The sequence below is a fragment of the Flavisphingomonas formosensis genome (genome assembly GCF_009755815.1).
Taxonomy (GTDB): Bacteria; Pseudomonadota; Alphaproteobacteria; order Sphingomonadales; family Sphingomonadaceae; genus Flavisphingomonas; species Flavisphingomonas formosensis.
Genome location: NZ_WRPK01000020.1, coordinates 25,928 through 49,904, shown reverse-complemented (window position 1 = coordinate 49,904; position 23,977 = coordinate 25,928). Strand labels below are relative to the sequence as shown.

Below are 23,977 nucleotides of genomic sequence, written 5' to 3'. Positions count from 1 at the left end.
ATCTATCGAAGCAGCAAAATCGCCGAAACTTCGACACAGTATCCGACGCTATTCAAATCTACGACCCGTCACTCCCACTCAATTGTTTAAAACCCAACTAGGTCGTAAGCGCTGTTTCCCACCCACCTTGCACGACGTGGTGATTGAGGCAGACGTTGGGCGGTATGGAAGCCCACAGCCTACGAGCGCACTGGACACTCGCACTGGAGTTGGTCTGGAGCCTGTCCGCCGCCCTGAGGTGCTCCGCAGCATGGCAGGTCGGCGACGGATCTGGACGCTGGAGCAGAAGCTGGCGATAGTCGGGGAGATGGCGCGTTGCGGCAACATCGCCGAGTTCTCCCGCCAGCACGACATTCGCACGTCGCTGCTCTACACTTGGCGCCGGGAGTTGCGCTATGCGTTGGAAGCGGGTCAGGCCACCAGCCATGCGGAACCGATGTTTGTGCCGGTCATGGCCGATAGCCCCAAGCCATTGTCGAGCGATGTCGCAATAGAGGTTGAGGTAGGAGGCGCCGTCGTTCGGATTGGACGTACGGCTAAGGCCGATCTGGTGGCGGCGGTGATCCAGGCGTTGCAGGTAAAGCCGTGATCGGGATCGGTCCGGGCACGCGGGTCATGGTGGCGACACGCCCGGTGGATTTTCGCAAAGGGCCTGATGCCCTGGCGGCGCTGGTGAGCGCCGATTATGGCGGCGATGCATTTTCCGGCGTTATCTATGTTTTTCGGGCCAAGCGTGCCGACCGGATCAAGCTGATCTGGTTGGACGGCACAGGACTGTGCCTGATGGCGAAGCGCCTGGAGCAAGGCGGCTTCAAGTGACCCGGCATTCAGGACGGTGTGATGCGCCTTTCCGCTGCCCAGCTTGGCGCGCTTCTGGAAGGGTTGGACTGGCGCCGGGTCCATGGCGGCCGTCGGCCGCAGGCCCCGCAGATTGCCGGTTGACGGGGCTTTGCCCTACTGATTCACTCTTTCTATGCTGACGCAAGCGGACCTGCCTGACGATATCGACGCGCTCCGCGCGCTCGTTCTGGAGCAGTCCCGGATGTTGGTGGAGGAGCGGACAGCATCTGAAGCCAGGCTGACAGAACTGGGCGTTGCCAAGGGCGAGGCAGACGCTGAGATCGAGCGCCTTCAGTCGATTATCGACGCCTTCATGCGGCACCGTTTCGGCCGCCGGTCCGAACAGCTCGATGCCGATCAGCTCCAGCTAGGGCTGGAAGATGTCGAGATCGCCCTTGGGCATGCCCGTGCTGCCAGAGAGGCTGTCGCACCGCGGTCTCGCAGCGACCAGCCCCGCAAGACTAACCGCGGCTCGCTACCCACGCATCTCGAGCGGATCGAGCAGATTGTCGATATCGAAGACAAGTCTTGTCCCTGCTGCAGCGGTCCGCTTCATCAGATCGGTGAAGACGTCGCCGAGCGGCTAGACGTCGTTCCTATCACCTTCCGCGTACTGGTGACGCGCCGCCCGCGCTATGGCTGTCGCTCCTGTGAAGGTGCGATCGTCCAAGCCCCCGCTCCGGCGCGGATAGTCGAAGGCGGGATTCCGACCGAAGCGCTGATCGCCAAGGTGCTCGTATCCAAGTATGCCGATCATGTTCCTCTATATCGGCAAGCTCAGATCTACGCTCGGCAGGATATCAAGCTCGATCGCTCCACCCTGGCAGACTGGGTCGGTCGGGCAGCATGGTATCTGCGGCCATTGCGTGACCGGACGCTGGAAGAGTTGCGCCGATCCGAACGGCTGTTTGCCGACGAGACTACTGCGCCGGTGCTTGACCCGGGGCGCGGACCGGGTCGCCAACGTCGCGCCGTAGCGTCTTCAGCCGCGCAGCGACCTCGTCCTCCGTCAGCTCGTTTTCGGTCTTCCGATCACCGACGAGGGCCTTCGCCTCAGCCGGTGGAATGTCCCTGTCAGGAATCAGCGCCACAGGCACCGGGATCGCGCTCCCGGTTCTGCGCTGCAGAATCCGACTGTATCGGAACAGGCCACGGTGGCCGACATTGACGAGCGAGACGCCATATCGGCTGAGCGAACGTCCGAGCTTCTCGGCGATCGCGGGCAGCAACAGATGCTCACCGTCACCCTCGACGACGATTAGCGCGCGGGCGAAGAAGAGGTTGGCCTTGGTCGCATCAAGGAACCGGCGCAGAAACTCGTAATCGTCCACTTCGAGCCGGGTGTGCGCGGCCGCCAGCGGGAAGGCGCGGTGACCGACGATCATCGTCATCGCCTCAAGCTCGGCGCCCGCTGCGAGTTGCGGGCTATGAGTGGTGAGCAGGACCTGGACCTGTTGATGCGTTTCGCCCTTCTTGGGGTCCGGTTTGGCGGCGCGGGCTGCAAGTACCTCCATGAACAGCGTCTGGTGCTGGGGATGCAGGTGCGCTTCCGGCTCCTCGATCAGCAGGAACGGAACCTGGTCGGGGTGCGACTGAAGCAGCAGCAGCTCGGCCGCCATTAACAGCAGATTGTTGTAGCCCAATCCGCGCTGCACGCGCTCGGTGCCTGCCTTGGCGTTGAGATAGAGCTCGAACCGTTCCAGGATCTGATTGAAGGAACCGCCTGCGCCCAGGTCCAGCGTCGCGACGAGGCGATCCTCGACGAATGACAGCTTGTCGAGAAAATCGGTGTTCACGCTGCTGGCGACCCCTCCCGCGGCGGGGTTGCCTCGAACCGCGGCATCCGCGGCAGCGAGCGTGTCGTGGAGCGTAGCGTTGGCGCCCGGCGCCGCCGGCTTGCTTTGTGGCCCCATCGTGGGCATCGCGCCGAGGATGCGCGAGAGGCGCGACCGGCGCCCCGCTCGCATTTCGCGTTCCGCGTCGCGCAACGGCTTGAGGTACCAGACCATGGGTACAATCGCTAGATAAATGGTTGTTTTGATTAAACAAAACTGCGCCCACTGACGGTGCAAAGCCTGATTTGCAATCACCGGGTAATCACCGTGTTTAATTGAAATCACGCTCCCAGTCGCCTCCACGAAGCAAGCAAAGGCGCTATTGGTTACAGGCGTCCGGTCGAGGCGGAAGCCGTCCAAGTGGACCTGCCTCGCCGGCCCTTCCCTCCGGATAATGGAGGTCGGACCCCATCCAGTAGGTGCCGCCTGGAAGAACAACCATGGCGTCCGCGCTTTGCGCGGATTGGAGCAACCGGCCTTCGACGTTCAATGAAAGGGTGTCCTCGGTCATGGCGTCCTCCTGCCGAACAACAGGTTCCTACTTCAGAGTGACGCTGACCGGTCCCATATCACCGTCGAAGGTAAAGGGGGCCTGCAAATCGGGCAGCAAAGGCACCTGGATATCGCGCCCGATCCCGACCCAGTCGTGATAGAAGGCGCGAGGTACGGTCGCAGGCAACCGACCACTTCCGGCTGCAACGCCGTCAACGGTGAGCGTGACCGTCGCAGCGCCTCCGGTCTGAGGGCCATCCGCGACCACGTTCAGCGCAAGGAGATGCTCGCCGGGGGGAAGCGGTGTGCTGGCGGCGATCCGGACAACCGGCGCCGGTTGATCGGCGTACACGAACGTTGGAGCCCCGTTCAGAATATAGAGCGCCCACCCTTGCGGATAGCCACCCTGCGCCACGATCGTTCCGTTGGAACGCGCGCCAGCGGTGACAGACACCTGGAGCGACCAGTTCCGGTTCTTGACGTCCGGAAACGCATATTGAGAGATTAGCCGGTCTGAACGATGGAAGGTGAAAGTCGACCGGCCATTCGACAGGAAGGGCTTGAGCTCGGGATTCGTCCTTTGCACGGGTCGCAGATCGACTAGTCGGAAGCCGTTTTGGCGTGCCGCCTCGGCAAAGCCTTGTTGCAATTCGCGGAGCTTTTCCGGGTGGCTGGCGGAAAGGTCTTTCGACTGCGAATAATCGACGTTCAGATTGTACAACGCCCATGTCCACTGATCTGCAGGCGGAACTTCCTTGTTTTCCCAAGGAAGTCGCGGCGGAATCGTAGATGCCATCCAGCCATCCTTGTAGAAGGAACGATTGCCCAGCATTTCGAAATATTGGCTCCGGTGCCTGGTTGGCGCCGTCGGGCTTGCAAGGGTGTAGAGGAGGCTCAGCCCGTCGAGCGGCATTTGCCTTACACCTCCCACGGCTTCGGGAGCCTGGATACCCGCAGCCTCATAGAGCGTAGGAGCGATGTCGGTCACGTAGCTGAATTGCGTTCGAAGCCCGCCGCGATCGGTTATGTGCTTTGGCCAGCTGATGACCAACCCGTCGCGAACGCCGCCAAGATGGGAAGCAACCTGCTTGAAATATTGGAACGGCGTGTCCATCGCCCACGCCCAGCCGACGGGGAAATTCTCCGAACTTCGTGGCCCGCCCAGTTCCTCAAGATGTGACATCATATATTGAAGCGAGCCGCTGGGCTTGTTCAGTCCGCCGGTGACGTGGCCGTCGACCCCGCCCTCGCCACTCGCCCCATTGTCGCCATCGATGTATACGACGAGCGTATTGTCCCACTCCCCGCTCTCCTTCAGTGCCGCAACCACACGCCCGAACTGGGCATCGAAATAGGCACGTTGCGCGGCGTGCACTTCCATCATGCGGGCAGCCAGCCGCTTCTGATCGGAGCTTAACGTTTCCCACGCGGGAATACCGGCAGGACGAGGGGTCAATATTGCGTTAGCGGGAATGATCCCTGCGTTCTTCTGACGAGCAAAGGTCTCCTCGCGGACCTTATCCCAGCCCTGGTCGAATCTGCCCCTGAAACGAGCGATCCAGTCGGCGGGTGCTTGATGAGGTTCGTGCGCGGTACCGGTCGCTAGGTAAGCGAAGAACGGCTTGTCCGGCGCGGCGGCATGTTGCTGTCGCACCCAGTCGATGAGGTGGTCGGCCAAATCCTTGTCCAAGATGTAATCGGGCCCCCGTTTGGGTTCAACCGGCACGGTGTTTTCGACAAGATCGGGTGCCCACTGATCCGTGGCTCCGCTCATGAAGCCGTAGAAATAGTCGAAGCCGAGGCCAGTGGGCCAGCGGTCGAACGGGCCGGCCGCAGTCTGGTCCCATTCCGGCGTGATATGGTTCTTGCCGAACCAGGCGGTGCTGTAACCGGCGTCCCGCAGTACCTGGCCGATCGTCGCCGCCTCCTTTGGTATAATACTGGTATAGCCCGGCTCGTTGATCGCGAAGTTGGTGATCGTGCCCATGTTGACGCGATGCGGATTACGGCCGGTCAGGAGAGCAGCGCGCGTCGGCGAGCACATCGCTGTCGTGTTGAACTGGTTAAATCTTAGGCCTTCTTGCGCCAAAGCATCATATGCAGGCGTGGGTATGGGGCCGCCGAAGGTGCTTGCCGCACCAAAGCCAACATCATCGTTCAGCACAAGCAGGATGTTGGGCGCATCAGGAGCGGCAAGGCGCTCGGGCGCCGGCAAGGGGGGCGGTGGGATGAAAACCGGCTGCCGCGCTTTGGCCGACACGGACGCGATCGCCAGCGATGCTGCACAAGCCGAAAATGTTAAGCTTTTTAAAAAGGTGATCGCCTTGCCTCTCCCCGGAAGCAACGAGGGGTTTACAAGCAAACCTCCGTTATCGGCTCCCGAGCACCTATCGGTACACACGCCCGAAGACTTAAACAGCGTCTTCAGGCGCATAGTTCGAGTAATATTATGGCATGATTCTGTCATCTTCAAGCAGTTCACAGTATTTGCCCGAGGATTAGAGCCGAGTCATTGGCTACACCATACGCTTCAAGCCCAGATCGACTCGGCATTGTCGGCGGATATTTGTGTTTCGGCGCCCGTGGATCGACGGAAAGGCAGCGTCAACAAGAACAAAACCAGCTTGAAATTCAGTAGCTTCAGTGCTTTGCGCACTTCCTCGGGCCGCAGTTCAGCTTCCATGGGCATCGCACCGAAGATGGTGCCTTTGACGATGAGCGTCGATCCACGGCGCTCCAGATTGTCGATCCTTACAAGCTCGCCTGTTTCGGCGTTGAACATTCGCATGGCACGCGCCTCCTTCAAATTTCCCTTGTTGAAGAATTATGCATCGCGGTCAAGGTCCTTAGGATCGCCACCCCAGGGCGGCGGCCCTCTACACGTGGGGGAAAGTTATTGACGCCCGATGATATTTCCCTCTATGGGGAATAATGTTACCGCCCGTGGAAAGCGGTTGAGCGTGGAGAGGACAAGTGGGTAACGGTCCGATCGAAATTAGGGCGTCTGTGGCTTCGTCGAGCGGGCCAGGGGGATGTGTCAGCTCGCGAGGCGAATTTACGCCTGACGCCGTGCGAGCCGCGCTGGGCGTGTGGATCGGATTCCTGGTTGGCCCGAACGTGATGCTTGCATCCACCAACGGCATTTTCATGGCCGATCTTGCGCGTTCTTTCGAAGTCGGGCGGGGTGCGATCTCGGCGGCGTTGGCGGCCTCCGTATGGTGCGTTGGGCTGCTGGTCCCGTTTTCCGGCCGCGCCATGGACCGTTACGGGGCACGGCCGCTCATCGTGGGAGGTGTCGTGCTTTTCGCCCTGTCGCTCGCGGCGATCGGGGCAGCGCAGAACTTCTGGCAGTATCTTGCTCTGCAATTCCTGTTGGCTGTGGCTGCATCGTTACATGGATCGGTGGGCTATTCCAAAGTGGCGGCGCAATGGTTCGATCGGCGCCGCGGCGTTGTACTCGGCCTATGCGTCGCGATGGGATCGGGCCTCGGGCAGATTCTTATGCCCAAGATCACCCTTGCGCTTATTCAGGGCTATGGCTGGCGCGGTGGCTATCTTGGCATTGCTGCGATTGTGTTTCTTCTTGGATTGCCGTTGATCGCGCTGCTGATCCGGACGCCAGGTCATGATGTGCGAATGCCGCGGCGACTGGCGGAAATCGAACAGAGTGGTTTCACACGTGCGGAGGCACTGCGTCAGCCGACCTTTTACCTTCTATTCTTCGGCATCTTTCTAGCATCTCTGTCGCTGATCGGTACGTTACAGCACGCGGTGCCGATGCTGATCGAACGGGGGCTGACGCCTGGGGCAGCGACTACGGTATTGTCGTGCATCTTTGTCGGTGTCCTGCTGGGAGAGAGTAGTTCGGGTTTCCTCGTCGATCGATTCAACTCGCCACGCGTCGTCCTGCCCTATTTTGCAGCCGCATGGCTGGGACTGATGACCGTCCATTCGGCTGCTGGCATGCCGAGCTTGATCGTCGGCGGCGTGCTGATGGGTCTGGGCCTGGGGTGCGAGACGGGGCAGAACGCTTATCTGACCTCGCGCTATTTCGGGTTGAAGTCTTTCGGAGAGATCTTCGGGCTGACTTACCTGGCGGTTTGCGCCGGGATTGGCTGCGGGTTGATCCTGATGGGCGCAATACGCGACTACTTCGGCAGCTATGATCCGACCCTGTACGTGTTCGGCTTCACCATGGCGCTGTCGGTGCTGTGCATCGCGCTGCTTAGGCCCTTTCCTTTCAAACCCGCAGCCAGGCACTGACTGCGGCAAAGGACATGACGGACATCATGAACTACGAACTAGCGATCGTTACAGGCGCCGCACGCGGCATCGGCGAGGTTGTCGCGGCGCAACTGGCTGCGGCCGGCGGCAGGGTCGTGCTCAGCGACATCAACGCCGAGGGCGTGGAAGCTGCGGCGGCCCGGATCCGTGAAGCCGGCGGTGACGCGGTGGGCATGGCGTGCGACGTCGGATCCGACGAGGACGTGACACACTTTCGCGACGCTGTTGTCGAGCGGCTCGGTGCGCCGGATCTGCTCATAAACAACGCTGCTGCCCAGCAGTTCGGATCGGGCGGAGTCGACGAACTCGACCTGTCGCGCTGGCGGGCATCGTTCGAGGTGAACGTGCTGGGCGACGTTCGCATGGTTCATGCCTTCCTGCCGGCAATGCGCGCGGCCGGGCGCGGGCACATCGTCAACACCGCGTCTTCGCTGGCCATACGGCCCAACGCGGTCGTGCAGCACCTCATGCCTTATGTCACCTCGAAGGGCGCTGTGATGACCTTCACCTACGCGCTTGCGTTCGCGCTCAAGGACACGCCGCTGGACGTGTCGCTGTTCTGTCCCGGCCTGACCAGCACGACACCTGACGGCAGCGCCAAGCCCAAGGCCATGGGCTGGATGAAAGACGTGCCCGAAGAACTGACCCGGCCAGGCACGATGACCGACGCCGCGGCCGCTCTTCTCGACGGTCTGGCATCGGGTCAATTCCTGATCTCATCCGACGCGGGATATGCTGCGGCGATCGTCCGCTTCGCCCAAGCCGGACTCGACCCGCTGTCCGATTTCAATAAGGCGCCCTGACGCCGATTTCATTCCCTCAGTTCTGGGGGCGCAAGGAGTGACCGATGGCTAATCAATATGATGTGCTGGTGATGGGCGGCGGCCATAATGGCCTCGTCGCCGCAGCATATCTGGCGAAGGCAGGAAAGAGCGTCCTCGTTCTGGAGCGCGCGCCGACCTACGGCGGCGGCGTGAGCACGCAGGAACTGACCTTGCCCGGGTTCCGCCATGACGTGCATTCATCCTCACACGTCATGCTGCTGGGTAACCCGATGATGACGAACGACGAATTGGGGCTTCAGGGCAAGTTCGGGCTCGAATACAAGATTCTCGACCAGTGCCAGGCCTCGGTGTTCCCCGACGGTAGTTCTTTGATCACGCACCGCGATTTCGACAAGACATGCGAATCGATCGCGCAGTTTTCGCGCAAGGATGCCGACGCCTACGCCAAGTTCGCGCAGATCGGTCACAAGCTGCTGCCCATGATCATGGCGGGCCTTTACGCCCCGCCGGCGCCGATGGGCGCCTTCATGGCAATGCTGCAGTCCAACCCGCAAGGGCGGGACATCTTCGAGATCATGAATCGCAGTCCGCTCGATTTCGTCGACGAATTGTTCGAAGATGATCGCGTCAAGCAACACGTGCTGCGGCCGCCGCTGGAACTGCTCCAGTTCCCCGATGAAATGGGGACTGGCATGGCCTTGTTCATGTTCCCGGCCTTGATGCACAAATACGGTTCGCCCAAGGCGGTCGGCGGGAGCGGGCGCTTCGCTGACGCGCTGGTCGCCGCGATCCACCATTTCGGCGGCGAGGTGCACGTGAATCGCGAGGTGACCAAGGTTCTGACCCGCGGTGGTCGAGCCGTCGGGCTCCGCACCGCCGATGGCGAAGAATACACGGCACGCGACGTGGTTATCGGCGCTATCCACCCCAAGCGGCTCGGTCAGTTTGTCGAAGATATCGACCCTGGCCTAGTCAAGCGTGCGGGGCGCGGCAAACCGTCCGCCCTCAACATCATGCAGGTCCACATGGCGCTGGATCGCCCCGCGACCTTCTATGCCGGCGAAGAGATCGAGCGTACGCAGATGGTGCATTACGCCCCGTCGCTGAGCTTCTCGGACTTCATGAAACAAATGGATCCGCTGCGGCACGGCGAGATAACGAAGGACCTGATCCTTTCCGGGCAGGACCAGTCACGCGTCGATCCGACGCGCGCTCCTCCGGGCAAGGGTGTCTACTTCACCCAGGCATTTGTTCCGTTCAAGCTGGCCGATGGCCTGTCGCGGTGGGATGAAATCAAGGACGAGGTTGCGCAGGACGTGCTGGCGGGCGCTCGCCGGTTCGTCTCCAACCTGGACGACAGCAACATCCTTGGTATGCATGTCAACACGCCTGCGGATTGGGAACGTCATTCGCCCAACAGCTTCGTGGACGGCGACATCCACGGCCTTGGCGGCTATTTCTTCCAGAACGGCGGTGCGCGGCCGATCGCGGAACTCTCCGACTATCGCGTGCCCAGGGTCGAGCGGCTCTATCTGGTGGGTCCCTTCATGCATCCCGGCGGCAGCGTGTTCGGCGCAGGGCGCAACACGGCCATCAACATCTTCAAGGACATCAACCTCGATTTCGACAAGGTCGCCCGCGCGCCGGTGTGATCCTGCGGAACCGCAAAGCGAAAGGCCTCCCGCCGAATTGCCGGAGGGAGGCCTTCTTTTTTGGGTACTTTCGACACCGCAGGAGCGGTTTGCACCCGGTCCGGTGCAAGCCGCTTCAACGCGTGGGTGAATAGGGCATTGGCAACAGCAGTTGCGATTCCTCCTCGCGGGTCATCTGCCGCAGGCGGGCGACGAGAGCCTTGACCTCGAGGTCCTCGCCCGCAGCGGTGCGGCTGTTGTCGCGGGCCAGGGCATCGGCATAGGCGGTCAGCTGGAACAGGCGGTGGTCGACGCCGGTGGTGGCGGTAAACCACCCAAGCACGTCAGGCGCATGCCGGGCCAGCAGCGCCGCCCCTCCCTCCGCCAGCAGCTTGGCCATGCTGTCGTAGCGATCCGGCAGGCACGCCCAGCTGCGCAGTTCGAAGAGTCGCGTCGGCTGGTCTGCCGCAGGCTCGGGCGCGAGATCGTCCGGCGTCTGAAGCGCGGAGAAGGACGTCGGCTGCAAGAGGGTATTCCGCTGTTCCAGCAAGGCATCCGAATCGATCCGCACGAACTCGCCCCAGGCCGGGTCGGCCAGCATACCGCGCCGGCAAGCGTCGCGGTGGGGCGAATCCCGGTACATGAAGAACTGGAACGTCCGATTCTGCAATCCACTCTCCGGCCGGAATATGCCGAGGGTCTTGCCGAGATGCTTGCTCGTGAGCGCGAAGCCGATCTCCTCATAACCCTTCAGGAATTTCCGGTACTTGGACGGAAGGTAGGTATAGACACGAAGGTCGACGATCATGCCAGCAACTCCTTGCTGAGGGGTGCGAGCACAGTGCCGCGCGCCTCGCCGAAACCGATGCGGGCATAGCCCTCACGCTCGCACCAACCGCGCAGGATCACCTCGTCCCCATCTTCAAGGAAAGTTCGGGTCTCCCCGCTCGGCAGCGTGACGGGATTCTTGCCGGCCGAGGTCATCTCCAGCAAGCTGCCGTGACCTTCCGGTCCGGGGCCGGATACCGTGCCGGTGCCGAAGAGGTCTCCGGCCCGCAGATCGCATCCGTTCGAGCTGTGGTGCGCGACCATCTGTGCCGGCGTCCAGTAGAGATCGAGGCCCGAAGAGCGCGCGAGCACGACCGGCGGACGCCCGTGCTCCCGCATCGCGGGAGTGAGCAGGAGCACCTCGATCGTCATGTCCAGCGCGCCGTTTGCCTGATCCTCCTCGTCGAGCAGATAGGGAAGCGGGCGAGGGTCACCCTCTGCGCGGGCCGGCTGCGCGCAGCGGAACGGCGCCAGCGCTTCGCTGGTGACGACAAACGGCGACACGGTGGTCAGGAAGTTCTTCCCCAGGAACGGCCCCAGCGGCTGCGTTTCCCACGCCTGGACATCGCGAGCAGACCAGTCGTTGAGCAGCCCGAAGCCTACGATCTGTTCGGCCGCGCGGTCGATCGGGATCGGCTCGCCGAGCTGGTTGCCGCCGCTGATCCAGATCGCGATTTCAAGTTCATAGTCGAGCCGGCGACTGGGTCCGTAGTCAGGCGTGGTCCCGCCGTGGACAGCACGTTGCCCGACCGGGTGGACCACGGGATGACCCGACGCCCGCACCGATGAACTGCGCCCATGGTAGGCGATCGGGACGTGCTTGTAATTGGGCAGCAGGGGATTGTCAGGCCGGAACATGCGACCTGCCGTCATCGCGTGGTGAATGCCGGCAAAGAAGTCGGTGTAGTCGGGAACGTCGGCAGGGAGATGGAGCGTCGCCTGGTCCATTGGCACCAGCAGGCGTTCCGCCTGGTGTTTGGCGGGGTGACCCGCCGTCAGCAGGCCGGACAGGACCGAGCGAAGCTGGCGGCGCTGCGCCGATGCGAGCGCGAAGAAATCGTTGAGCTTCGGCTGAGCGGCGGTGGCGACGATCGGCAGGTCTTCCCGGTCAACCAGACCGGCTTCGGCGAGCGCCTGCAGGTCCAGGATATAGTCGCCGATCGCAACACCGCCTCGCCGTACACAGGAGGCATCGGAAAAGCTGCACAGCGGGAGGTTCTGGATTGGGAATTCAGGGTGGTCGTCCGCCCCCTTCACCCAACTGCGCAGATGCGCGTCGTGGGTATGATCCAGCATCATTCGGCTGCTTTCTGCGGAATGGTGGTATGCATCAGATTTGCATCCTTGAGTTGTTCCGCCAGCGGGCCGGCGAAATAACCATCAATCAGAACGAAGGCGATCCGCGCGGTTACCGTCTCCGAGCGGTTCTCCCAGCCGTGATCGGTGCCGCGCTGGATCACCACGTCACCCGGCCGCAGCGTCACCTCCGAATCGTCGAGCAGCATCGTGATCTCCCCTTCGATCATGATGCCGTAGTCGATCGTCTCGGTGCGATGCATTCCCGGGTGCCGGCCGTCCTCGCGCGGTGCGATCTGCCTCAGGTGGCCCGGATGAATGTCCAGGATGCGTACGATCGTCCCGCCCTTGTCAGGCGGTATGCGCAGCGGCAGCCGCTCGTTTGGCTCGCTTTCGGTCGGGTAAATCGGCGCAGGCGTCTCGCTCGTGCTCCATAGCTCATGAAACTGAACAAGCCCCTCGGTGCGGTGGTGAAGCTGCGGCGCCTCGCCAATCGACAGAAAGATCGACTTGCCGTTCTCGTCGTGGCCGGTGACAATTCTTCTCACGGGTTCCATAATACTATTCCTCTTGTCCCTTGCGGGCTGGTGGGATCCATCAGATCGCGGCCCTGATGTTTGAACGGTCAGCTTGTGCTTCCGCACGTGCGGCCGGCGTGCGACCGCGCGTTGTGCAGCCCTGCTTCGTCGAGGCCGAACAAGGCCAGTGCATTGCCGCCCAGGATCGCTTCGCGCTCGGCCGAGCTCAGGCCAGCGACGCGCTCGACAACCGCTTGGACATCGTAGGCTCCCATGTCGAAGGGGAAGTCCGTGCCGACGACCAGGCGTTCGACGCCAACCCGATCGATCAGGGCCCTGATCGCTTGGGGGGTGTAGACGAGATTGTCGAACCAGATCCGCTTCAGATAGCTCGTCAGCGGCTCGGCCATGCTATGCGAGTCGGGTCGTGCGCCCCACGCATGGTCCGACCGGTCCGGGTAAGTGGGGAGGTACCCGCCGCCATGGGCAGCGACGATCTTCAGCCCTGTATAACGGTCGAGCACGCCGCCGAAGATGAGGTGGGAGAGCGCGATCGTTGTTTCGATGGGCTGACCGATGACGTTGGCGAGGTAGTGCCGATCAAGGCGGGCGCCGAGGCTTGATCCGAGCGGATGGATGAAGACGACGGCGCCAAGTTCTTCGGCCTTTGCCCAGAACGGTTCGAACGATGGATCCCCCAATTCGCGCGTACCGTCCGTCGAGGAGATTTCCACGCCCCTCAGCCCCAAATTTCGTACCGCATGCGTCAACTGCCGCACCGCGAGATCGGGATGCTGCAACGACACGGCCGCCAAACCGCGGAACCGGTCCGGATGGTCTGTTACCGTCCGGGCGATATGTTCGTTCTGGAGGGCAACAATCCGGTCGGCGAGATCAGGCTCGGCCCAATAATAATATTGGCCCGGCGACGGACTAAGTATCTGAACGTCCACCCCCATCGCATCCATGTCCGCAATCCGGCCGGGGAGGTCCGTCATTCTGCGGACACATGCGGGGAGCATCACAGTGCGATTATATTCTGTCGACGGGCCACCTTGCAGGACGTGAGTGGTGGTCATCTCGGCGTCCCGCGCAGGGTGCCCCGCGACCAGCTTTTCGACCGCCGGTGTGGCGATGTGGCAGTGCACATCGATGACCGGCATTGGGCGCACTAGGTCTGCCCCCGCATCTGGCGTGCGTGGTGCCGTTGACGCGCAGGTGTGATCGTTCATTTTGGCTCCGTCAAAAAGGCTGCGCGATCGCCTCTTGCGACACGTTCATGATCTCGTTGATCCGGTCCGGCTGGTGCGCCATCTCGACGCGGCCGATCTCTATCGAGTTTTCGACTACGAGGCGGCACCGGTCGAAGCGGCGTTCCATGAACGCGGCGAGCGCTTCCTCGACCGTTTCTGCCCGGCAGAGTTCCTGAGCGATAACCACGCCATCCTCGATCGCCAGCCCGGCGCCTGAAGCAAGGTGCGGCGTGGTTGCGTGGGCGGCGTCTCCCGTAAGCAGCACGCGGCCAAGGCACCAGGGGGATGGCATCAACACGGCCTCGAGCGGACGATACACGATGATCGATGCGGGATTGAGATCATCGCGGATTTTCGCCACGCCGCCGCCGAAATCCTTCAGCAGTTCGCGCACCTGTTCGTGCTGAGTTGTCGGATCGACCCAGGGGTTGTCCGGCACGTGTTCCAGCACCCACACATACATTTGCTGCTGCGACACGGGAACGACACCGACGGTGACGGGGCCACCCACGTAAAAGCTGCTGCGGACGATGTCCGCTGGGCGATCGACAACCAGTCGCCAGCAGCCCTGTCCGGTAAAGGTGGGAACCGGAGCATCGGGGAACAGCTGCCGGCGCACCGAGGATTGGACGCCATCGGCGGCAATGATCAAACCATAGCGTCCCTCGGACCCGTCTGAAAAGGTAACGCGGACAGCGTCGCCCTTTTCCTCAAGGTGCGTGTGATGAAGGCCCAACCGGACGGTAATATTCTCCTGCTTCACCCGCTGCGACAGGATGGTGTGGAGCACCGGGCGCAGGATCCCGCCGCCACTCGGAAGGTCCGGCGCGTCAGGCATCCGCATCCCGGGGCGCTGGAACAGCAGGTTCCCCTTGAAACTGTAGATATCGTTGCCGCGCGCGAAATAGCCTTGGCGCTCGACCTCCTCGAGGACGCCGAGGTGGCTGAGCGCGCGCAAGGTCGAACCGAGCACGGTAAGCCCGGCGCCCAGCACCCGCCATTCAGGATCCGCCTCTACCAGTTCAACGGCGTAGCCCGCTTGCGCTAGCGCGATCGCGGCGGACATGCCTCCGATGCCGCCACCGACCACCAGCACCCTGTCGATCTTCACCACCTGAGTCCTATCCTCTCGCCGGCGGCACTCGCAGCCGCATTGACCCAAGCCGTATATTCCTCTATGCAGGAAATATGCAAGGCCCTAATATGGTGGGCCTGTTGGAGGATTGTCTGTGGCGTCACAGGATCGGCTAGGAGAGAGGATGCAAACTCCCATCACACACGTCCGTTATGTTGCCTTGGCGGTGGAGGACTTCGCCGCCGAGCGGCAGTTCCTCCAAGAGCTATGGTGTCTCAACGAAGAGGCAGCGCAAGACGGCGTCGCCTACTTCGCGGGCCGAGGCTCGACAGAGCCGTTCATCGTCAGGCTGCGCAAGGCCGAAGACCGGCGCACCGACCTCTTCGCGTTCGCTGTAGGCGACCGGACCGATGTCGATCACCTTTATGCCTCCCTTCGAGACGACGGCGTAAAGCTCGCCGGCGAGCCCGCTGAACTCCACTCCCCCGGCGGAGGCTATGGTTTTCGATTCTTCGACCTAGACGGGCGACTGGTCGAGATTTCGGCCGACGTAAAGGAGCGTGTTGCCGAAGTGCCGGCCGCCAAAGCGGCCATTCCGCAAGGGCTATCTCATGTGGTGTTTCACACGCCCGACGTGAAGAAGGCGGTGGCCTGGTACGAGCGTCACCTCGGGCTGCGGGTCAGCGACTGGCTGGACGAGTTCATGTGCTTCCTGCGCGGCAAGGGCAGCAAGCACCACTGCATGGCTTTTCTGGTCGGCCCTCCTACGCTGAACCACGTAGCGTTTGAAATGGTCAATGCCGACGAGATGATGCGCGGCCTGGGGCGCATGCTCAAGAACGATGTGCGGTTGACGTGGGGGCCGGGCCGTCACACGGCGGGAGACAACACCTTTGCCTATTTTCAGTCTCCGGCCGGCAATAATCTCGAATATACCGCTGAGTTGGAGCATCTGCCTGACGACTGGCAACCCCGGACCTTTCCGCGCTCACCGGAGATCATCGATCAGTGGGGTACCGGCCGCATCGCCGGGCCCCCAACCTATCCGCCTTTGAAGCCGGATCCAGCGTTGTGGGCGAATGACCCGGTTTAGGCCAATGTGCAGGCGAGAAACTCTTCTTCTCAGGACGCGATCATGAAATTTGTTCTCTATAATGCAGAGCTTGGGCTCGAGCGTCTGCCGGGCCTGCTAACCGACCGGGGGGTTGTGGACATCTCCGATCTGGTAAGAAAAGGCCACGATCCTCAGCGAACGATGTGCAACATCATCGACGACTATGAGACGTTACGTCCCCGACTGGCGGAAGCGGAGGCGCAGGGCACCGCGGTGCCCTTGAAACAGGTGTCGCTTGGCCCTCCGCTGCCACGCCCCGGCAAGATGCTGAACTGTATCGGGAATTATTGGGAGAACCGAGATCGTGATCCCGGCCCCCTGAACATGTTCCTCAAGAATCCCGACGCGGTGATCGGCCCAGGCGACACGATCCGCTTGCCGAACTTCGACGAGCCGAGTTCATTCATGCACGAGGCGGAACTAGCGCTCGTCATGAAAGGCCCCTCCAAGGATGTACCGGCGGAGCGATGGCGCGATGCGGTATTCGGCTATACAGCGGCAATCGATGTGACCGCGCGTGGTGAGGGCCGCTACACCTGGAAGAAGATGAGCTGGCTTGGTAAATCATTCGACACCTTTGCTCCGCTCGGTCCGTGCATCGTCACCGCCGACGAGATCGAGAATCCTAACGACTTACATGTGCGCTTCTGGAACGATGGTGAACTCCGCCACGATTACAGCACCTCGGACATGGAGCACACTGTGCCCGAGCTTGTCGCATTCTCCACGAAGCTGATGACTATCAATACCGGCGACGTGATCTCGTGCGGTACCAATCACGAGGGATTGGGTTATCTTCAGGATAGCGAAACAGTGCGGATCCACATCGAGGGGATCGGCGAAATGACTTTGGGCGTGGTCGATCCGCTCAAACGCAGGTGGGAGCGCGGAGTGTACATGGGGAAGGACTCGACAAACCATGCAGCGATCCGTCAACACAAACCCGAACTTGAAGGGACTTTGCGGTGCGGTCAGCACGGGGGCGGCGCTGGCTGACGCCGCCCGGACGCGAAATTTAGTGAGGGGGACTGGCCATTACTGACGAACAAGCGCCGATGAAACGAGCCCGCGGCCGGCCTCGCGCCAAAGCGAGCGATAAGGATGCAACGAAGCCTACCGCAGGAGGTGTCGGTCGAGAGGCGCTTATCGAAATGGCGCTGGAGTTGCTGAGCGACCAGGCGCCCAGCGAGATCACACGCGCATCCCTGGCCCGCAAGGCGCAGGTCGACCCGGGGCTCATCCGTTATTATTTCAAAAACCGGGACAGCCTGATGCGGGCGGCGGCCGAGACCCTGACCGACCGCCTTCAGGCGCGAGCGTCGTCCGCGCTGGCCCATGATCTGTCGCCCGATGAGCAGGTTTGCGCTCGCGTCAAGGCACTGCTGGCGTTCAAGGTGGATAACCCATTCTACCATCGATTGATGATGGAAGAGACGGCCCGGTCCGGCGATCCCGCCTCAAAATCCTTGTACGAACAAATCGCCGGCAACGCGATAGCGCGCTATGCCAGCTATCTGGAGGCGGGCAGCAAGGACGGCTCGCTGCGTAAAGTCGATGCGGCCATGTTGTACATGGCAGTGATAGGCCTGTGCGACTTCTTCGTCATAGCGTCTCCGGTGCTCGCGCCTATGCTGCCATACGACGATCCTGAAATGATGCAGCAGGCCTATGGGGACTTTATTTGCGACCTGCTGATCAACGGTCTCCGGCCGAGATAGTCAGGCGGGGAGCTCTCTTGCCCCTGTCCTCCACCCACTACGAACCATCTGCGATCTGGGAGCCTGACGAGTGACTGCGCCAGGCATGGCGAGCGTGCGGACGGCTTCGATCAGCGTATTTCGCCCACGGTGTCGCCAGAAATAAGGCACTCCGAGCGGCGGGCGTAAAGCGCTCCCCGGCCCGGATGGCACTCAGTATTTATTCCCTCTTAAGGGAATTGACTATTCCCGCAACGGGGAATAAGACCGCTATGAAATCTGAGAGCCACATGCCGAGAGCAAGGCAGAATGGCGATTTGCGAGAGGGTGCGTCCCAGTGACGGCAAGCGAAGAATCCTCAACTTCCATCGATCAGTTCGCGCAGCTGCAAGCAGAGCTGCGCTTACCTCGACAAGAAGATGACGGAGGAGCGACGGGCGGCCCGTGCCACCCCGCTCCCTGTAGCCCACGTCGGTCTATCAGCGATTTCAGCATAAACATTAGGGGAGGAGTGATCACCATGAGTGGCAACAACTTACTTGAAACACGTCGTCCACGGCCATTGAGCCGGAGAACGTCAGCACTTCTTCCATTGCTGCTCGCTAGCACTGGTTGGGCGGCGGGGGCGCACGCGCAAGCCACCGGTTTGGTGACGACTTCACCATCGGCCACCGTCGCCGCTCCTGGGGCGCAAGCGTCCAGCGGTTCGGTTCTACAGGCCTCTGACGGCACTTCGGGCGGGAATGGGACAGCGCAACCGGTGGCTGCGGAGAACCCGGCGCAGGCTGAATCGACCGGCCTTCAGGAGATTATTGTCACCGCGCAGCGGCGCAGCGAAAATCTGCAACGTGCAGCGCTTGCGGTGTCTGCGGTCTCGGGTTCCGATCTGATCAAGCGGGATATCAGCCAGCCGGACAATCTGTCCAAGCTTGTACCCGCTTTGGTCGTCCAGCCTTCGGGAGGGTCCGCAAGTAATTTTTATGTCCGCGGCGTTGGCGGTCAGGCGGGTAGCCCGGCCAACGAGAACGCGGTCGCCTTTGCCGTCGACGGTGTCTTCATCGGGCGGCCGACCGGTGTAACCGGTAACTTTTACGATCTTGAGCGCGTAGAAGTGCTCAAGGGACCCCAAGGAACATTATATGGCCGCAACGCCACGGGCGGTGCGATCAATCTCATCACCCGCAAGCCTTCACTTTCCGAACTCGGCGCTGATTTGACGTTTCAGTATGGCAACTACAACAATATACGCGTCGTAGCGGCGGCGAACCTGCCCGTTAGCGATACTCTCGCCTTGCGGGTCGCGGGCCAGATCAATCGACACGACGGGTATATTTCGCAGGGCTATGATGATGAAAATAGCCAGTCCGTGCGCGGTGGGCTTCTTTGGAAGCCCTCATCCGCCGTGTCGGTCCTGCTGGCTGCCGACTACTCGAATCAAGATTCTAAGGGGCAGGGCAGCGTCGTCGTGCCTGACAGCCGCGTGCCACTGGCGCCTCCTCTCGACGCTCGTATAAGCGGTGCGGATCCGATCAGCATAGCGGCTGTCCGGGCCGCCTTCCCGGGGCTACTGAATTCCGGAGTAGTGCGCCCGCCTAAAACCGATGGTTTCAACCGAGGCGACACTTACGGCGTTTCTGCAACGGTCGAGGCTGACCTCGGTTTCGCTACATTGACGGTCATACCGGCCTATCGGAAGTCTTCTCCCAATTATCTTTATTATTCGACCGGATTCTTTGGCCTAACTGACGAGGATAATAAGCAGTACTCGCTGGAGACACGTCTCTCGTCCCCGGACAACCAACCGCTACGTTATGTCGTCGGTGGCTACTTCTTCGATCAGCAGCAAAATGCCCAGACTCTGTTCTCCCAGGGTGACACAAACAACACTGCTAACATATACGACACCAAGACACGGAGCTATGCCGCTTTTGGGGAAGCGTCATATGAGATATTCAGTAACTTCCGAATCGTTGCTGGCGGTCGGTATACGAAAGAAGAAAAGGACCAAGATCTTCAGCAGAAGGTCTTTACTGTCGCAAATCCCAACATTCCCTATAGCAGGTTTATTGAGAGCGCGACTTTCAACAAATTCACCTGGAAAGCTGGATTTACATATCAGGCAACACCAAGAAATTTGATATATGCTAACGTCGCGACGGGATTCAAGGCCGGCGGTTTATCGCCGGTGGCGGGCAGCGCTGGCGTCTATAAACCCGAACTTCTGACGGCCTATACGTTCGGTAGCAAAAATCGATTTCTCGATAACAAGCTGCAGCTGAACGTCGAATTATTCTATTGGAAATATAAAGACCAGCAAATTGCGGCGTTGACGCCTATCCAAACATCCCCGGGAGTCTTCATAACAGCGCAGCAGGTGCTGAACGTCGGGCAGGCCAGAATGTACGGCTTTGACATCGACGCGCAATACCAGCTGTTCACCCACGGCCTGCTGAGCTTAAACGTCTCCTACTTGAACTCGAAATACACGGATTTCCGCTACTCCGCCGCAAGCGCAAACGGGCTGCCGCCGGCGACTGGCTGCGCCACGGCGGTCGACCCATCGGTCACCCTGACCGCTCCGGCTCGGCTCTATACCATCGACTGCAGTGGCAAGCCTGCCCAGAACGCACCCAAATGGTCGATTAACGCGGGCTATGAACATACGTTCGAGTTGAGCAATGGCTATGCCATTATTCCGAGCGTGAATACCGCGTTCCAGTCCGGCCGCTATCTGCGCGCCGATTATCTTCAGGGTCAGTATCAGAAGGCCGCGACCACGACGGATGCCTCGATTACCCTACGGTCGCCGGATCGCGTATGGTCGCTGACGGCCTGGGTGAACAACATCGAGGACTCGATTATCAAGAACCAGGCGGTAAATCGACCGATCCTGAACATCGTTTACGCGAGTCTTCGCCCGCCACGTACGTATGGCTTGCGCGCGAACTTCAAGTTTTGATGTATGATCACAAGCTGGTCGGGTTCATGCTCCGTCCAGCTTGTGACCCTTTATCGTGGAGTGGAATGCCTCGATGGCGAAAATGACGTCTAGGCTGCGGTCATGGACGGTGTGCGCTGGCGCAATTTTGCTCGCTGCACCTTCTAGAGTGCCTGCTGCGGCGCCTGTGGACGAGCGGCCGAACATCATTTTCATCATGGCTGACGACATGGGATATGCTGATCTCTCCTGTTACGGCGCGCAGGGTTATCAGACGCCGGCTATCGATAGGCTGGCGGCGGAAGGTGAACGGTTCAGTCAAGCCTACGTCAGTTCTCCGGTATGTTCCCCGAGCCGCGCCAGCCTGCTGACCGGCCAATATCCCGGGCGCTTCAACGCCGGCCTGAACGAACCGAACACGGCCTACCCGGCCGGCCAGGAACTGCCTTTGGCGACGCCGACGATTGCCTCGACGCTGCGTAGCGTCGGATACCGAACATCGCTGATCGGCAAATGGCACCTTACCGAGATTCCGCAATTCAGTCCGACCAGATACGGCTATGATCATTTTTTCGGTATCAAAGGCGGCGCGGCGGATTACTTCACGCACAAGGTAAGAGCCCGGACCGATGATCCCGCGCTCGGGTTATATGAGGATGACAGACCGGTCAGCCGCGATGGATATCTGACCAATGTCTTGACCGACGAGGCGGTGAGACAAATACGTGCTCCCGGTCCAAAGCCGCTGTTTCTCAGCCTGCATTTCAACGCGCCGCACTGGCCTTGGGAAGGTCCTGAAGACGGTGAGCGTCCGCGAAGCCTGAAGGACCTATGGGACCGGAGCGGTGGTTCGCTGGAAACCTACGCAGCCATGATGAAGAACATGGACGCTAACGTGGCTCGCGTGCTCGACGCCATCGACGCTGCAGGGAAAAGACGAAATACCATTGTAATCTTCACCAGCGACAATGGAGGCGAGCGTTATTCGAACATGTGGCCGCTGACCGGTTACAAAGGGGAGTTGCTCGAAGGCGGCATTCGCGTGCCTTTCATCATACGCTGGCCCGGACACATCCGCGCGGGGTCGCGCTCCGACCAGGTCATCAGCTTGATGGATATGTTGCCAACCTTCGCGGCGGCAGCGCGCGCACCCGTCCCTACTCGGCTGGACGGCGAAAACATGTTGCCGCACATGATCGGGCGATCCCCCGACGCGCCCCGCACGATGTTCTGGAGGTTCAAGGCCAGCGAGCAGGGGGCGGTTCGGCAGGGCGACTGGAAATACCTCCGTCTTGGCGGAAAGGAACATCTGTTCAACGTCCGCAAGGATCCTCATGAACGGGCGGATCTGAAGGAGGTCTATCCGCAGGTTCTTGCCGAGCTGAAAGCAAAATGGGCCGCCTGGAATGCCCAGATGCTGCCGTACCCGGCGGGCAGCTTCAGCGAGTCGGTGGCCGATACCTTTGCAGATCGTTATCCGGAAGCGCCAACCGCGAAATAGAGCATCAGGCGATGTGCCAAACAGGCTGCGTCGATGTTCAGCCATCGGGGTGTGACGGCAAGTCGGCGTGTGCAGACGAAGGCGCAGGCCTCGCCTCGACGAATTCGATCAGGTTGCCGGCCATGTCGCGGATGAAGATGTTCGCCCCAAACGAAAAGCGCTTGACCCATACAATGTCGGCGCCGCGCGCACGCAACGCTTGGGCGAAGGCCTCGACATTCTCCACGCCAAAACAAAAATGCTTGTTGCCCCAGGTGCGCAGGTCGGCATCCGGCTGGCTCCGATCTTCGGCTGGCGCGCTGGCACCGGGGACGGCGAACAGCTCGATGCGGAGGGGGCCGTTGCGAACCATCGCCATTTCGCAGGGTACGTTGGAGAGTGTCACGCGCTTTTCGACCTGGAAGCCGAGCACCCGCGCGTACCAGGCAACAGCAGCATCAAGATCGGGAACGCTGACACCCCCATGGTGATGCCAGAAGGTAGGTGCCGAAGCCGGTTCGGCTTCCTCCACGCTCATCGCGGCATCTCCGCCGCTGCGCTTTCGCGCGTTAGGAAGCCCAGGAACAGACCGTCCGGATCATGTGTCCGCGACAGGGTCCTAAGTCTGTGCTCGGCATGCTCGGACAGATAGCGATCCGGCCGCAGAAACATCGCCTCGTCGTTCATCTGCGCGCCCTGTGACCATGGCGATAGCGCGCCGATTCCGGATGTCGCCCAGCTCTCCATAGCCGCGTCGTCCGCCGCATGATCCCAGATGGCATAGGCGGCCACGTAAATCTCGCCCCACGCCGACAGCGCCATGTCCTCGCCTAGAGGGGATTTGCCCTGGTACAGCCAGAATACGTGGCTGCGCGGCGTCGGCATGGTCCTAAACAACTCGGCGATACGCGGCATTGCGTGGCGCGCGCCGTCTGCACTCAGATAAAGGTTGTCGGCGGCATAACGATGGCCTGGCGGATCGGCGGCCGTCGACAATGCGTAGCGTTCTTCCAAGGTGGTGGGCAGGTTGATCCTACTCAAAACCGCGCGGTCGGCAAGGGGGCAGCGCCGGAACACCGCCGAGACAGCCTCCGCTTCCGCTTCTGTGTTGGAGAAGCTGAGCGCGCTCACCACGAGCCGGGACGGCGCCCAACCGCCGTCTGGCGCATAGGAGGACGCGGCGGCAAGCAGCTCGGCATAGGCCGGCATCTCGGGGCCGGCGGTAAGCAGCCAGTCAAGAACGGGCTCAAGGTCGTTCAGATCGAACACATAGGTGTTAGCGCGCATTACGGCCGGTCGCGGATAGGCGCGGACCCGAAATCCCGTGATGACCCCGAAAAAGCCGGCGCCACCGCCGCGTGCGGCGAAGAACCAGTCGCTATGTTGTGTCGCGCTTGCGCGGAGAATGTCTCCCGCCGCTGTCACGACTTCGACCTCGACAACATTGGCGCAGCCATTGCCCCACTGGCGGAAATTCCAGCCGAAACCGCCGCACAGCAAAAAGCCGCCGCATGCAACGGTGTCATGGTGCCCTGTCGGCGCCATCAGGCCCTGGACAGCAAGACGATCGTTAAGCTCACGTCCCTTCAGACCCGGCCCGACCCATGCGGTGCGGGTCGCGGCATCGATGCGGCAGTCGCGCAGGCGTGAAACATCGATCAGCATGGCTCCGTCGCGAAGATGCGCGGAAGTCCAGCCGTGCCCACCCGAATAGGCGCTGATCGGCAGCCCTTCCCGGCGCGCGACAGCGACCGCCTCGGCGACCTGGGTGGCGCTATGCGCCTGAGCAATCGCAGCAGGATAGCGGTCGGGCACGTTCCGCCGCCAGACGGCTGCACGACGGGCGCCTTCATAGTCCGGTTCGCCATGCCGGATGATGCGCAAGCTGCCTGTTGCCATAGCGATCATCCT

19 protein-coding genes and 2 pseudogenes are annotated in these 23,977 nt (G+C 61.3%); 11 read left to right on the top strand and 10 right to left on the bottom strand.

Going from position 1 to position 23,977, the window contains the following annotated elements:
* Positions 1-250: 250 nt before the first annotated feature.
* From GQY20_RS31105 to tnpC, 3 genes and pseudogenes are all read left to right on the top strand, one after another.
* Positions 251-589 (top strand): transposase, encoded by a 339-nt coding sequence (locus GQY20_RS31105; protein WP_157221061.1) that lies wholly within the window; start codon positions 251-253, stop codon positions 587-589.
* On the top strand, positions 586-819 hold the full coding sequence (gene tnpB / locus GQY20_RS31100; protein ID WP_157221060.1) for an IS66 family insertion sequence element accessory protein TnpB: 234 nt from the start codon (positions 586-588) through the stop codon (positions 817-819). The genes GQY20_RS31105 and tnpB overlap by 4 nt, the downstream gene beginning before the upstream one ends.
* Positions 820-973: 154 nt before the next feature.
* Positions 974-1,885: pseudogene (tnpC, locus tag GQY20_RS31095) on the top strand (IS66 family transposase); the annotation flags it as partial.
* A 34-nt stretch (positions 1,886-1,919) separates the two neighbouring features.
* Here the strand turns inward: tnpC and GQY20_RS31090 are convergent.
* From GQY20_RS31090 to GQY20_RS31075, 3 genes and pseudogenes are all read right to left on the bottom strand, one after another.
* Positions 1,920-3,035 (bottom strand): annotated as a pseudogene (locus GQY20_RS31090) (AAA family ATPase); the annotation flags it as partial.
* A 178-nt stretch (positions 3,036-3,213) separates the two neighbouring features.
* Positions 3,214-5,601, bottom strand: a complete 2,388-nt coding sequence (locus GQY20_RS31080; RefSeq protein ID WP_198351325.1) for an arylsulfatase — start codon at positions 5,599-5,601, stop codon at positions 3,214-3,216.
* A gap of 96 nt (positions 5,602-5,697) precedes the next feature.
* Positions 5,698-5,955 carry a hypothetical protein gene (locus tag GQY20_RS31075; protein ID WP_048578484.1) on the bottom strand — a complete coding sequence of 86 codons (258 nt, stop codon included), beginning with the start codon at positions 5,953-5,955 and terminating at the stop codon, positions 5,698-5,700.
* Between the two features lie 299 nt (positions 5,956-6,254).
* Here GQY20_RS31075 and GQY20_RS31070 point away from each other — a divergent pair, with 299 nt between their 5' ends.
* Genes GQY20_RS31070 through GQY20_RS31060 form a run of 3 tightly spaced genes read left to right on the top strand, consistent with a single transcriptional unit; the run spans position 6,255 to position 9,888 of the window.
* On the top strand, positions 6,255-7,430 hold the full coding sequence (locus tag GQY20_RS31070; RefSeq protein WP_157221058.1) for an MFS transporter: 1,176 nt from the start codon (positions 6,255-6,257) through the stop codon (positions 7,428-7,430).
* A 14-nt stretch (positions 7,431-7,444) separates the two neighbouring features.
* Positions 7,445-8,254, top strand: coding sequence for an SDR family NAD(P)-dependent oxidoreductase (locus GQY20_RS31065; RefSeq protein WP_048578486.1), 810 nt, complete (start codon positions 7,445-7,447; stop codon positions 8,252-8,254).
* A 44-nt stretch (positions 8,255-8,298) separates the two neighbouring features.
* A complete protein-coding gene (locus tag GQY20_RS31060; protein ID WP_157221057.1) occupies positions 8,299-9,888 on the top strand; it encodes a phytoene desaturase family protein in 1,590 nt (529 codons plus the stop codon).
* Positions 9,889-10,003: 115 nt separating this feature from the next.
* Here the strand turns inward: GQY20_RS31060 and GQY20_RS31055 are convergent, their stop codons facing one another.
* The 5 genes from GQY20_RS31055 to GQY20_RS31035 all read right to left on the bottom strand — a co-directional run bounded on the left by GQY20_RS31055 (position 10,004) and on the right by GQY20_RS31035 (position 14,876).
* A complete protein-coding gene (locus GQY20_RS31055) occupies positions 10,004-10,675 on the bottom strand; it encodes an NIPSNAP family protein (RefSeq protein ID WP_157221056.1) in 672 nt (223 codons plus the stop codon).
* Positions 10,672-11,994, bottom strand: coding sequence for a fumarylacetoacetase (gene fahA, locus GQY20_RS31050; protein ID WP_198351324.1), 1,323 nt, complete (start codon positions 11,992-11,994; stop codon positions 10,672-10,674). Before fahA ends, GQY20_RS31055 begins: the two co-directional genes overlap by 4 nt.
* A complete protein-coding gene (locus GQY20_RS31045; RefSeq protein ID WP_048578489.1) occupies positions 11,991-12,548 on the bottom strand; it encodes a cupin domain-containing protein in 558 nt (185 codons plus the stop codon). The genes fahA and GQY20_RS31045 overlap by 4 nt, the downstream gene beginning before the upstream one ends.
* A 68-nt stretch (positions 12,549-12,616) precedes the next feature.
* Positions 12,617-13,741, bottom strand: coding sequence for an amidohydrolase family protein (locus tag GQY20_RS31040; RefSeq protein WP_198351323.1), 1,125 nt, complete (start codon positions 13,739-13,741; stop codon positions 12,617-12,619).
* A gap of 10 nt (positions 13,742-13,751) precedes the next feature.
* Positions 13,752-14,876 (bottom strand): FAD-dependent monooxygenase, encoded by a 1,125-nt coding sequence (locus tag GQY20_RS31035; protein ID WP_232476355.1) that lies wholly within the window; start codon positions 14,874-14,876, stop codon positions 13,752-13,754.
* A 145-nt stretch (positions 14,877-15,021) separates the two neighbouring features.
* On the opposite strand from GQY20_RS31035, the gene GQY20_RS31030 reads away from it, so the two are divergent.
* The 5 genes from GQY20_RS31030 to GQY20_RS31010 all read left to right on the top strand — a co-directional run bounded on the left by GQY20_RS31030 (position 15,022) and on the right by GQY20_RS31010 (position 22,087).
* Positions 15,022-15,930, top strand: a complete 909-nt coding sequence (locus GQY20_RS31030; protein WP_157221055.1) for a VOC family protein — start codon at positions 15,022-15,024, stop codon at positions 15,928-15,930.
* 42 nt (positions 15,931-15,972) lie between these two features.
* A complete protein-coding gene (locus GQY20_RS31025; protein ID WP_157221054.1) occupies positions 15,973-16,947 on the top strand; it encodes a fumarylacetoacetate hydrolase family protein in 975 nt (324 codons plus the stop codon).
* Between the two features lie 155 nt (positions 16,948-17,102).
* Positions 17,103-17,669: a TetR/AcrR family transcriptional regulator gene (locus GQY20_RS31020; RefSeq protein WP_198351322.1), complete on the top strand. Its 567-nt coding sequence runs from the start codon at positions 17,103-17,105 to the stop codon at positions 17,667-17,669.
* Positions 17,670-18,168: 499 nt separating this feature from the next.
* The gene (locus tag GQY20_RS31015) at positions 18,169-20,607 is read left to right on the top strand and encodes a TonB-dependent receptor (protein ID WP_157221052.1); all 2,439 of its coding nucleotides are present in this window, start codon (positions 18,169-18,171) and stop codon (positions 20,605-20,607) included.
* Between the two features lie 73 nt (positions 20,608-20,680).
* A complete protein-coding gene (locus tag GQY20_RS31010) occupies positions 20,681-22,087 on the top strand; it encodes a sulfatase family protein (RefSeq protein ID WP_332836123.1) in 1,407 nt (468 codons plus the stop codon).
* Between the two features lie 37 nt (positions 22,088-22,124).
* Here GQY20_RS31010 and GQY20_RS31005 read toward each other — a convergent pair whose 3' ends face one another.
* Positions 22,125-22,604 (bottom strand): VOC family protein, encoded by a 480-nt coding sequence (locus GQY20_RS31005; protein WP_157221051.1) that lies wholly within the window; start codon positions 22,602-22,604, stop codon positions 22,125-22,127.
* On the bottom strand, positions 22,601-23,965 hold the full coding sequence (locus GQY20_RS31000; protein ID WP_157221050.1) for an FAD-binding protein: 1,365 nt from the start codon (positions 23,963-23,965) through the stop codon (positions 22,601-22,603). The genes GQY20_RS31005 and GQY20_RS31000 overlap by 4 nt, the downstream gene beginning before the upstream one ends.
* Between the last annotated feature and the right edge of the window lie 12 nt (positions 23,966-23,977).

Excerpts from the sequence above, each read along its gene's own strand:
- GQY20_RS31105 (WP_157221061.1), top strand. The coding sequence starts at position 251 with ATGGCAGGTCGGCGACGGATCTGGACGCTGGAGCAGAAGCTGGCGATA.
- GQY20_RS31080 (WP_198351325.1), bottom strand. The coding sequence starts at position 5,601 with ATGCGCCTGAAGACGCTGTTTAAGTCTTCGGGCGTGTGTACCGATAGG.
- GQY20_RS31075 (WP_048578484.1), bottom strand. The coding sequence starts at position 5,955 with ATGCGAATGTTCAACGCCGAAACAGGCGAGCTTGTAAGGATCGACAAT.
- GQY20_RS31065 (WP_048578486.1), top strand. The coding sequence starts at position 7,445 with ATGACGGACATCATGAACTACGAACTAGCGATCGTTACAGGCGCCGCA.
- GQY20_RS31060 (WP_157221057.1), top strand. The coding sequence starts at position 8,299 with ATGGCTAATCAATATGATGTGCTGGTGATGGGCGGCGGCCATAATGGC.
- GQY20_RS31055 (WP_157221056.1), bottom strand. The coding sequence starts at position 10,675 with ATGATCGTCGACCTTCGTGTCTATACCTACCTTCCGTCCAAGTACCGG.
- fahA (WP_198351324.1), bottom strand. The coding sequence starts at position 11,994 with ATGATGCTGGATCATACCCACGACGCGCATCTGCGCAGTTGGGTGAAG.
- GQY20_RS31045 (WP_048578489.1), bottom strand. The coding sequence starts at position 12,548 with ATGGAACCCGTGAGAAGAATTGTCACCGGCCACGACGAGAACGGCAAG.
- GQY20_RS31040 (WP_198351323.1), bottom strand. The coding sequence starts at position 13,741 with ATGAACGATCACACCTGCGCGTCAACGGCACCACGCACGCCAGATGCG.
- GQY20_RS31030 (WP_157221055.1), top strand. The coding sequence starts at position 15,022 with ATGCAAACTCCCATCACACACGTCCGTTATGTTGCCTTGGCGGTGGAG.
- GQY20_RS31025 (WP_157221054.1), top strand. The coding sequence starts at position 15,973 with ATGAAATTTGTTCTCTATAATGCAGAGCTTGGGCTCGAGCGTCTGCCG.
- GQY20_RS31020 (WP_198351322.1), top strand. The coding sequence starts at position 17,103 with ATGGCGCTGGAGTTGCTGAGCGACCAGGCGCCCAGCGAGATCACACGC.
- GQY20_RS31015 (WP_157221052.1), top strand. The coding sequence starts at position 18,169 with ATGAGTGGCAACAACTTACTTGAAACACGTCGTCCACGGCCATTGAGC.
- GQY20_RS31010 (WP_332836123.1), top strand. The coding sequence starts at position 20,681 with ATGGCGAAAATGACGTCTAGGCTGCGGTCATGGACGGTGTGCGCTGGC.
- GQY20_RS31005 (WP_157221051.1), bottom strand. The coding sequence starts at position 22,604 with ATGAGCGTGGAGGAAGCCGAACCGGCTTCGGCACCTACCTTCTGGCAT.
- GQY20_RS31000 (WP_157221050.1), bottom strand. The coding sequence starts at position 23,965 with ATGGCAACAGGCAGCTTGCGCATCATCCGGCATGGCGAACCGGACTAT.